Genomic DNA, 9,196 nt, shown 5'->3' with positions numbered 1-9,196 from the left:
GCGGCGGATAGCCTCCGCCACTCTTCCTGCTCAAGCATCGGATTATCTAAAACCGGAACCTATTGCAGCCAGAACGCCTGTATCTCCTCTGGCGTGACCTTACCGTCATTGTTGGCGTCCACAGCGTCGAATATCCGCTTATGGATGGCTGTCACTTCCTCGAACGACAGCGAGCCATCCTCATTAGTATCGGCGATCGCGAACATGATCTTCGTCATGAACCCTCGCATCATCGGCATCCCGCCGCCCATCATGCCCGGTCCGTCCTGCATTGCCCCTTGGCCTTGTCCCATCATGCCCCCCATTCCCGATGGCGGGCTCGCCTGCGACATGTTCAGGGGATGATGGGTATCCGCCCCGTTCGTCTGCGCGAAGGCGGAACCGACTCCGCCGATGGCGATCAGCGCGGCAAGCAGGACCGCGTTTGGAATTCTCGTCGTTCTCATGTCATTTCTCCTTTGGCAATGTCGTGACAGAGGCAGGCGGACGCGCCGCCGGCCAACAAGTCGATCGATGCGCGTCAGCCGACGCCGTCGTAGGTGACATAAGCCATCATGCCCGTCGCCATGTGGTAGAGATGATGGCAATGGAGCGGCCAGCGGCCGGGGTTGTCGGCGTTAAAGGCAAGCACGACGCTCGCCATCGGCGGCAGCAGAACCGTGTCCCTGACTGCGCCGGCGATCGGCGTTCCGTTGATGCCGATCACATGGAAATGGTGGCCGTGCAGGTGCATGGGATGCGCCATCATCGACATGTTGGCGATCGCGACCTCGATCCGCTCGCCGCGCTTGACGACGAGACCGTCCGCCCCGTCGATGCCCCAGCGATAGGTCGCCATGTCGCCCGTCAGTGACAATTCGAAGCGGCGGTCTGCCGCACGCGGCACCACGGGTGCGACGGGACGCAGTCGCTGTTCCAGATCCAGCCCGAGAACCGGGCCCTTCATATCGCCCTCGACCGCAATCTTGCGGATATCAGCGCCCGCGGTGGTAAGGATGACGCCCGTACGCTCCACGGCTCCCTCGCGCAGGGCAAGGATGGGAAAAGCCCCGCCGTCCTTCGGAAGGCCGAGGCGGATGTCGATGCGCTGACCCATGGCAACAGGGAAAGACGTGCCGGCGATCGGCTGCGCGCCCTGCCCGTCGACAGCGACCAGCTCTCCGGCAAGGCTGCCGGTGTCGATGGTGAAGGCTGTCGCCGTGGCGCCGTTGATGATGCGCAAGCGCACGCGGCCGCCCTTCTCCACCGCGACGACCTCGGGATCGTCGAGCGTGCGGTCATTGGCTAGATAGGCGTCATAGTCGATATCGTTGAGGTCCATGGCCGCCATTCCCGGCATGGCCATGCCCGCCATGTTATTGCCGGACATCATGTGCTGCATGCCGCCCATTCCCTGCATCGAGCCGTGACCCATGGGCATGGAGCCATGCGCCGCATTTCCTTTCAGCTTCGCCAGCAGTTCCTCCGCCGACAGGAAGGAGAAGTCGTGCAGCAGGATGACAACCTCCTGCTCATCGCGCTTCATGTCGTCGGCGGTCCGCACGATCAGCGGGGCGGCAAGCAGGTTCTGCTCCTGCAGCGTATGGGCGTGCATCCAGTGCGTACTGCCCGCACCGACCGGGAACGTGTAGCGGCGGGTGTCGGACGGCTTGAGGGGTGCGGCGGGATTGTCGGGCACGCCGTCGGCAGCCCAGGGCGGCGTCAATCCGTGCCAGTGGATCAAGGTCGGCTCGTCGATCGCGTTCGACAGCGCGACGTCGAAATCGGTTCCGGCATCAAGCGTCAGCCCCGGCCTGCCGTCGGGCTGGACGAGGCCGAAGACGCGCGCGGACCTGCCCTTGACGTCGATGGTCCGGTAACCGACGGAGAGGATGCGGGGTGTCGTGCCCTGCGAGGACGAAGTCTTGGCGTCCTGTGCAAGGCTGCTGACGGGACGCAGCACGGCCGACATGCCGAGCGCTGCTGCGCCGACCGTCAGGCCGTTGAGAAAATCACGGCGTTTCATTGTATTTTATCCTTGCTTCCAGGTCGGCATGCCGACCGTTGGTCTAGGGGCTACCTGCGGCGCCCGCGGAATCGACCGGACGCCGCGAAGAAGCGGCCTCCGGTATCCTCAGACCGAAAGACGAGGAGGCCCGAGCATGGGCGGGAGCGTCAGGCCGCTTCCGATCTGGTCTCCCCATGCGAAGCGGAGGAAGAAACCCCTGTCTGCAGGCGCTTCCGTTTTGTCGATATTCATGAAGACAAGACAGAAGCCGCACGAAACGGCACAGCAACTCTTATGGTCGGGAGTGCGCAGGCCGCCTTGAAGTGAGGTGCCGGCGTCCTTCTGGATAAGGGTTTGCTCGATACCGTGGCGCGTGTGAACCGGGCGCTCATGACACTGCATCGCCATCGCCCCTGCCATTGGCGCAAAGAGAATCGCGAGCGTGACCAGAACGGTCAGCACTGCGTTCATCCATGCGAACCTGCTGCGGCCGGCGGCCATGAGTGCGGCTCCGTTCCCCTGATCAGCCGAAGCGCCGGCTGATGAGATTGAAGATAGTGGCATCACTGGAACTGTCCATGCGACCAACACGACGCACGTATGCTGGACCTTTTGGTGCCGATGATCCTTGATCCAGGTCAACAATGTCCGGATGATACCGGCGGTCTTGCGTCAAGGCGTCTGAAAATGCCTCACGCGTCGAGCCCGCAATCTGTGCGGCGGCCGGACCGCACCTTCTCCAGTGGCGGGAGCGATCCGGTACATGTCGCTCCGCCTCCACGAGCTTAAGTTTGAGTCCTAATGTTTGCCGGAAACACCTGCCTGGCTGAAGGTTGCCATGCCGGAATGGCAGGCGGCGGCCGCCTTGACGATGCCGGCGGCAAGGGCTGCACCAGTGCCCTCGCCAAGCCGCATGCCGAGCGCCAGAAGCGGTGTCTTGCCGAGCTGTTCGATGGCCCGCAGATGCCCCGGTTCGGCCGAGACATGGCCGATCAGGCAGTGGTCGAGCGCAGACGGATTGGCGGCCTGCAGGATCGCGCCTGCAGCCGTCGCCGTATAACCGTCGATCAGCACAGGAATGCGCTCCATGCGCGCCGCGAGGATGGCGCCCGCCATTGCCGCGATCTCGCGCCCGCCGAGGCGGCGCATGATTTCGAGCGGATCGTTGAGATGATCGCTGTGCAGTTCGACAGCGCGCTCGACGGCATCGATCTTGCGCTCCAGCATCTCGCCTTCCGAACCGGTGCCGGGGCCAACCCAGTCACGCGCCGTGCCGCCGTAAAGCGCGTAGTTGATCGCAGCCGCAATCGTCGTATTGCCGATGCCCATTTCGCCGATGCAGAGCAGGTCCGTGCCGCCGGCGATCGCTTCCATCCCGAAGGCCATGGTGGCGGCACAATCGCGCTCGGTCAGCGCCGGCTCCTGGGTGATGTCGCCGGTCGGGTAATCGAGCGCCAGATCGAAGACTTTTAAGCCGAGGTCATAGGCGACGCAGATCTGGTTGATTGCCGCCCCGCCGGCCGCGAAATTCTCCACCATCTGCTGTGTCACTTCAGGCGGGAAAGGCGTGATTCCCTGCCGCACGACACCATGATTGCCGGCGAAGATCGCGACCAGCGGCCGGTTGACAGCGGGTGGCTTGCCCGTCCAGGCGGCGAGCCAGAAAGCGATCTCTTCCAGTCGGCCAAGCGCACCCGGCGGCTTGGTCAGTTGCGCGTCGCGTTCGCGGGCGGCGACCAGCGCGCGGGCATCCGGTCCCGGCAGGTCACGAAGAAGGGCGCGAAAATCGTCGAACGGCAGGCCTGAAACGCTCATCTGAATGGCTTTCCTTGTATTCTTGTCTTTTCCCGGCAAATCGGGTTCTTTGCGTGGCGACTCTCTTAAAGCGAGCGGCCCAGGCGAACAATGTGAAAAAGCACACAGCGCCAAAAGCCGCAGGGAGACCAAAACGCTGCGGAGAGAGGGCAACAGAGAATGATCCCAGGAATCATAAAAGACATCGTGGTCGATGCCGCGCGCGCCGTGGCTTTCCTGAGCCGCATTCCCATGCCGCCATGGCTTTTTGCCGGCTATGACGGAAAGCTTGGCCGGCTGGTGCGTGTCTTCCCGGTGGCCGGCCTTGTCATCGGCGCCCTGCCCGCTCTGATCTTCTTCGTCATACTGGGCCTGCGCGCCGACCGCCTGATGGCCGCACTTGTTGCCCTCGCTGTCCAGACGATCCTAACGGGCGCGCTGCACGAGGATGGGCTTGCCGATACGGCCGACGGTATCGGCGGCGGCAAATCGCGCGAGCAGAGCCTTCTTATCATGAAGGACAGCCGCATCGGCAGTTACGGCGCGATTGCCCTGATTCTCTCTTTCGCCCTGCGGGCCTCTGCCCTTGCCGCCATTGCCCGCGAGGCTCCGCCTTTTGCTGCAGCACTTGCCATTCCCGCCGTAGCCGCACTCAGCCGTGGGGCGATCGCATGGCACTGGCAGCGCCTTCCCGCCGCAAAGCCGGATGGGCTTGCAGCCTCGGCTGGAAGCCCAGCGGAAGTGACGATGCAGATCGCCCTCGTTACGGCAGGCTTCATCACCGCCATTCTGGTCTGGCCGGCACTCGGTCTGTTGCCGTTCGTCTCGGCCCTTCTCGCCGCCGGTCTTTCGACGCTCGCCTTCACCTGGTTCATCCGCCGCAGGCTTGGCGGGCACACCGGCGATACGCTCGGCGCCAACCAGCAGATTTGCGAGGTCGCAGCCTTCTGCGCCCTTGCCATGGCCCTCTGAAATCCCGATATATCGCCCATGCGAACACCCTGCATCCGCGTATGCTCCCTGGATCCTCTCACCGGTCTCTGCGCCGGATGCGGCCGCACAGCGGATGAAATTGCCGGCTGGATGCGCTTTTCCGACGAGGAACGCGAGGCCATCATGGAAAACCTGCCCACCCGCCTCGCGGAACTCGCTCCCGAATCGACGAAAACTCTGGAGGCCGTCGGCTGATGCGCCTCATCCTCCTGCTTGCCGTCATCGGCATCGGCCTTGCCGTCCTGCTCTTCAATAGCGACCAGAGCCGCATTTTCGGACTGGCAAGCGACGATTTCGGCCGCTTCGTCTACCTGCTGCCGATCGCCCTGATGCTGGCCGCCGGCATCTTGGGCAGCCGTCGAAATATAGGCCAGACCATGCGGCAGTTGATGATCTGGCTCGTCATCATCTTGGCGCTCGCAACCGCCTATCTCTACCGTCAGGATGCACTTGGCGTCGGCAACCGCCTGCTTGCCGGCCTCGTGCCGGGCCGCGCCGTCGTCGTCACAACGAGTGAGGGCGGGCAGGAAGTCATCGTCCACAAGATGCTGAGCGGCCATTTCGAGGCTGAGGTCTCGGTCAACGGCCAGTCGGTACCGATGCTCGTCGATACTGGCGCCAGCATGGTGGCGCTCTCGCATGCCGATGCGCTGCGCGTCGGTATAGACCCGAAGCAGCTCACCTATTCCATGACCGTGATGACCGCCAACGGCCGCGCCCGCGCCGCCCCCGTTACCCTTGATCAGGTCGCGATCGGCCCGATCGTGCGCAGCAATGTCGCCGCGTCGGTCGCTGAGGACGGGAGGCTCGACCAGAGCTTGCTCGGCATGAGTTTTTTGGAAACGCTGGGCTCCCTGCAGATGCAGACGGATGAGCTGAGGATGCGGGACTAATAGCCGCATTCGCCTTGCTGCACTGATCCTCTGGCCCTAGTGTCTCGGTATCCCCGCCAAAGAGGTCTCATCCGTCAATGTCCACCACCATTGCATTGTTCGGCGCCGGCGCCATGGGCAGCGCCGTCGGCCGCCGCCTCGTCGAGTCAAGCGCCAAGGTCATCACCTTTCTCGAGGGACGCAGCGCGGTGACCCTCGAACGCGCTCGCGCAGCGGGCCTCGTCGCCGCCCCGCTTTCGGCATTCGCCGAGGCCGATATCATCCTCTCCATCGTTCCGCCGGCAGAAGCGCAGAAGGTTGCGGATCTCATCGCTCCGGTGCTGCGCGACAGCGGCAAGAAACCACCCTTCGTCGATCTCAACGCGATCAGCCCGAAGACCATGGAAAAGCTGGCCGCAGGCTTCGCTTCCACAGGCGCCAAGGTCATCGACGGCTCGATCATCGGCGGCCCGCCGGTTCCCGGCAAGGCCGGACCGGTCGTCTGCCTCAGCGGCGATCTCGCAGGCGAACCTGATCTCCTCTCCCGCTTCGGCCTGAAGATCCGCCGCGTGAAAGGCCCTGTTGGAGCCGCCTCCGCGTTGAAGATGTGTTACGCCGGCATCAACAAGGGCATCACCGGCCTCTCCGCCGCCATGCTGCTTGCGGCCGCACGCTCCGGTGCCAGCGAGGCATTGAAGGTGGAACTGGCCGAAAGCCAGGCCGAGCATCTGAAGCGGCTACGCCATTCCATTCCGGATATGTTTCCGAAGGCCTATCGCTGGGTGGCGGAAATGGAAGAAATCGCCGAGTTCCTGGGGTCTGACGATCCCGCCGCCCTGATCTTCAAGGGTATGGCTGGCGTCTTCCAGACCATTGCCGATGATCGCAATGGCAGCCACAAACTGATCGCCACGCTCGAGGCGATGCTGGACGAAGGGCATTAACCGGTCACAAAGCCTGCACGAAATCGATAATCGCGCGGCAGACGATCTCCGGCCGCTCCTGCGGCAGCCAATGGCCCGCACCGGGCACGAACTGCGTCGCCCTGAGGCCAGGCGCGAGCCCTGGCATCGCATCGATAATCTCCCGCATGCCGGGGATGGCAAGGCCCGTGTCGCGTTCGCCGGCCATGAACAGCGCGGGAACCTCGACTTTCAGCCCCGCCAAAGCTTTCTGCAATTCCCAGTTCCGGTCGAGGTTCCTGTAATAATTCAACCCGCCGCGAAAGCCTGACGCCTTGAATGCATCGGCAAAGACATCGAGGTCGGCTTGCGGCAGCCATTTGGGCAGCGTTTCCCAGTTGGGCAGATCAGCCAGCAGACCGGATGCGCGCAAGACCATGCCGAACGGATTGGGCGTTCCGTCGCCTGGCAGTCGCGGACCTGCCTCGCCGCCGGCGGCGCCATAGATCTTGCGCAGCGTGACATCTACATTCCGCTCGAACTCGGCTTCCGCCAATCCCGGCTCCTGGAAATAGAGCACATAGAGCAGGTGATCCGCTGTCGCCGGAAAGATTTTCGTCGGCGGCACGGGCGGCTGGCCCATGAGAGGCACGCTCATCGCGACAATGCCCCGGAACCTGTCCGGCCGCATCAGTGCGGCTTGCCAGGCAACCGTCGCACCCCAGTCATTGCCGACGATAACAGCCTTTTCCTCACCAAGCGCATCGACGAGCGCCACCATGTCGGCCACGAGATCGAAGACCGTATAGGCGCCAGTCTCGTCAGGGCTTTCCGTTCGGCCATAACCGCGCATGTCGGGCGCCACGGCATGAAAGCCCGCCCCGGCAAGTGCGGTGATCTGATGACGCCAGGCATGCGATGTCTCCGGAAACCCATGGCACAGCAACACCAGCGGCCCCTCGCCGGCTTCGGCAATGCTCATCCTCAAGGTTGCTGTTTCGATCATGCGCTGCATCTCTGGCTCCTCGACAACAGGCGCGCCCCTATAAAATGCATCCGGGCGCCATTGAATCTTTGATTCCGTATCTTTTTACGTTACAGAAAAGAGGAGTCAATAGACCGTAACAATATTTGTTACGCTATGGAGAGACGCAGATGCGGCAAGACGGAAGACTGGCACGAATGATCCATGTTCTCGTGCATATGGGATTGCTGGGCGGCCGGGAAACGAGCGAGCGCATCGCCCAGATGCTGAACACCAATCCTGTCGTGGTCCGCCGCACCATGGCCTCGCTGCGCCAATACGGTATCGTCGAATCAGAAGGCGGCCGCGGCGGCGGCTGGTCGCTGACAAGGCCGTTGGCAGAGATTACCATTCTGGATGTGCAGCGCGCCCTGCAGGGCGAAACGATCCTCGATGCGCCGCTTTCCAACGATCACCCGTCCTGCCCGGTCGAGCGCGCCGCCAATGGCAAGCTGGAGCGCGCCTTTGAAAGCGCCGAACAGACGCTTGAGCGGGAATTCCAGAGGGTGACGCTGGCCGAAATCGGCGAGATCGCAATGGCCACCGCCCAGGCAGAAAAGCGGGCGTGACAGTCATCCTGCTGCTTGCCGACGGCGCGTGAATCTGCCAGTTTTCAGCAAAACAACAAGACCACAAAGAACAAGAAGAAACTCCTAGTCTGGTGGCACCACATCCAGATCGCCTTCCCTGAAGGCCTCAGCGTGTCCGGTGCGACAGGAGTTTTATCATGACTGCATTCTGGCCCTTGTTCGTCGGCGGCGTGGCTCCCGCCATTCTCTGGGGCATCACCGCTATTTTCCAGAAGCAGAGCGCCGTATCGGGCGTCGGCTCTTCGGCCTATCTCATCGCCTTCGGCCTGACGCTTGCGGTAGCGGGCGGGATTTCTGCCCTGATCTGGCGCCCCGCGCCCTGGACGTCAGAAGGCATCGGCTTTGCCGCCGTCGCCGGCCTCTGTTTCGCCTTCGGCACCGGCCTCATCAGTTTCGCGCTCTTTGCCTACGGCGTGCCGGTCTCCAAGCTCGCGCCGATCTGGAGCTGCAACGTCCTGGTGACGCTCGCCGTCGGCGCGGTGTATCTGGGAGAGGCTGCTGAGGTGGATATCATGAAACTCTCTGCCGGCACCCTGCTTATCATCGGCGGCGCCATTCTTGTCAGCAAGGCCTGACGCCTGCCTTACCGGCAGCCGTAGCTGCGGGTAACGACGGTCATCACCAGATCGTCGCCCTCGGCACTGCGAACACCTGGATTCTCCTGCAGGAAGTGGCAGAGCATTTCACCGATCACGATGGGCGTCGTGCCCGGCGGCAGGCAGATATTCCACCCGACCGAATGGCCGAGACGGGTTATACCGACCATCGCCTGCGGATCCCCGGCCGCATCCGCGAATGCACGCCGCGCAAGAAACTCATCACGGTTCCATTTGTCGAGCCAGCCGGAAACATAGCCGGTGACGAACTGCCGCGAACCGCCACAATCCGAAAAGAGAAGATCGCCGCTGGCATATTCATCGGCGCTTTGGCCGAGACAGTCGCCAACAGGGTTGCAATGAGAATGCCCGGCATCTGATCCCTCGCCCGTGTGTCGATGCCGGAAACTTCAGCCCGAACATGTCGGAATTAAGCTG

At 63.0% G+C, this 9,196-nt stretch carries 11 protein-coding genes and 1 pseudogene; 6 read left to right on the top strand and 6 right to left on the bottom strand.

Annotation, left to right across the window (positions count from 1 at the left end; translation table 11 throughout):
* Window positions 1-59: 59 nt before the first annotated feature.
* The 4 genes from H4W29_RS32395 to cobT form a co-directional block, all read right to left on the bottom strand.
* Window positions 60-446 (bottom strand): EF-hand domain-containing protein, encoded by a 387-nt coding sequence (locus tag H4W29_RS32395; protein ID WP_192732958.1) that lies wholly within the window; start codon window positions 444-446, stop codon window positions 60-62.
* A 74-nt stretch (window positions 447-520) separates the two neighbouring features.
* Window positions 521-2,005: a multicopper oxidase family protein gene (locus tag H4W29_RS32390; protein WP_192732957.1), complete on the bottom strand. Its 1,485-nt coding sequence runs from the start codon at window positions 2,003-2,005 to the stop codon at window positions 521-523.
* A 108-nt stretch (window positions 2,006-2,113) separates the two neighbouring features.
* Window positions 2,114-2,488, bottom strand: coding sequence for a hypothetical protein (locus H4W29_RS32385; protein WP_192732956.1), 375 nt, complete (start codon window positions 2,486-2,488; stop codon window positions 2,114-2,116).
* Window positions 2,489-2,785: 297 nt separating this feature from the next.
* Window positions 2,786-3,802, bottom strand: a complete 1,017-nt coding sequence (gene cobT / locus H4W29_RS32380) for a nicotinate-nucleotide--dimethylbenzimidazole phosphoribosyltransferase (RefSeq protein WP_192732955.1) — start codon at window positions 3,800-3,802, stop codon at window positions 2,786-2,788.
* Between the two features lie 159 nt (window positions 3,803-3,961).
* On the opposite strand from cobT, the gene H4W29_RS32375 reads away from it, so the two are divergent.
* From H4W29_RS32375 to H4W29_RS32360, 4 genes are all read left to right on the top strand, one after another.
* Window positions 3,962-4,753 carry an adenosylcobinamide-GDP ribazoletransferase gene (locus H4W29_RS32375; RefSeq protein WP_192732954.1) on the top strand — a complete coding sequence of 264 codons (792 nt, stop codon included), beginning with the start codon at window positions 3,962-3,964 and terminating at the stop codon, window positions 4,751-4,753.
* 18 nt (window positions 4,754-4,771) lie between these two features.
* Window positions 4,772-4,969 carry a DUF1289 domain-containing protein gene (locus H4W29_RS32370; protein ID WP_192732953.1) on the top strand — a complete coding sequence of 66 codons (198 nt, stop codon included), beginning with the start codon at window positions 4,772-4,774 and terminating at the stop codon, window positions 4,967-4,969.
* Window positions 4,969-5,667 carry a TIGR02281 family clan AA aspartic protease gene (locus tag H4W29_RS32365; RefSeq protein WP_376776617.1) on the top strand — a complete coding sequence of 233 codons (699 nt, stop codon included), beginning with the start codon at window positions 4,969-4,971 and terminating at the stop codon, window positions 5,665-5,667. The genes H4W29_RS32370 and H4W29_RS32365 overlap by 1 nt, the downstream gene beginning before the upstream one ends.
* A gap of 77 nt (window positions 5,668-5,744) precedes the next feature.
* On the top strand, window positions 5,745-6,590 hold the full coding sequence (locus H4W29_RS32360; RefSeq protein ID WP_192732952.1) for an NAD(P)-dependent oxidoreductase: 846 nt from the start codon (window positions 5,745-5,747) through the stop codon (window positions 6,588-6,590).
* 4 nt (window positions 6,591-6,594) lie between these two features.
* Here the strand turns inward: H4W29_RS32360 and H4W29_RS32355 are convergent, their stop codons facing one another.
* Window positions 6,595-7,563 (bottom strand): alpha/beta fold hydrolase, encoded by a 969-nt coding sequence (locus H4W29_RS32355; protein WP_192732951.1) that lies wholly within the window; start codon window positions 7,561-7,563, stop codon window positions 6,595-6,597.
* A 140-nt stretch (window positions 7,564-7,703) separates the two neighbouring features.
* On the opposite strand from H4W29_RS32355, the gene H4W29_RS32350 reads away from it, so the two are divergent.
* Both H4W29_RS32350 and H4W29_RS32345 read left to right on the top strand, forming a co-directional pair.
* A complete protein-coding gene (locus H4W29_RS32350) occupies window positions 7,704-8,141 on the top strand; it encodes an Rrf2 family transcriptional regulator (RefSeq protein WP_192732950.1) in 438 nt (145 codons plus the stop codon).
* A gap of 158 nt (window positions 8,142-8,299) precedes the next feature.
* Window positions 8,300-8,737, top strand: coding sequence for a hypothetical protein (locus H4W29_RS32345; protein WP_192732949.1), 438 nt, complete (start codon window positions 8,300-8,302; stop codon window positions 8,735-8,737).
* 8 nt (window positions 8,738-8,745) lie between these two features.
* Here H4W29_RS32345 and H4W29_RS34770 read toward each other — a convergent pair.
* Window positions 8,746-9,134 (bottom strand): annotated as a pseudogene (locus H4W29_RS34770) (Rap1a/Tai family immunity protein).
* Between the last annotated feature and the right edge of the window lie 62 nt (window positions 9,135-9,196).

It is taken from the genome of Rhizobium viscosum (genome assembly GCF_014873945.1).
Classification (GTDB): Bacteria; Pseudomonadota; Alphaproteobacteria; order Rhizobiales; family Rhizobiaceae; genus Rhizobium; species Rhizobium viscosum.
The sequence above is the reverse complement of the archived record's forward strand: the minus strand, read 5'-3'. Positions and strand labels throughout refer to the sequence as shown.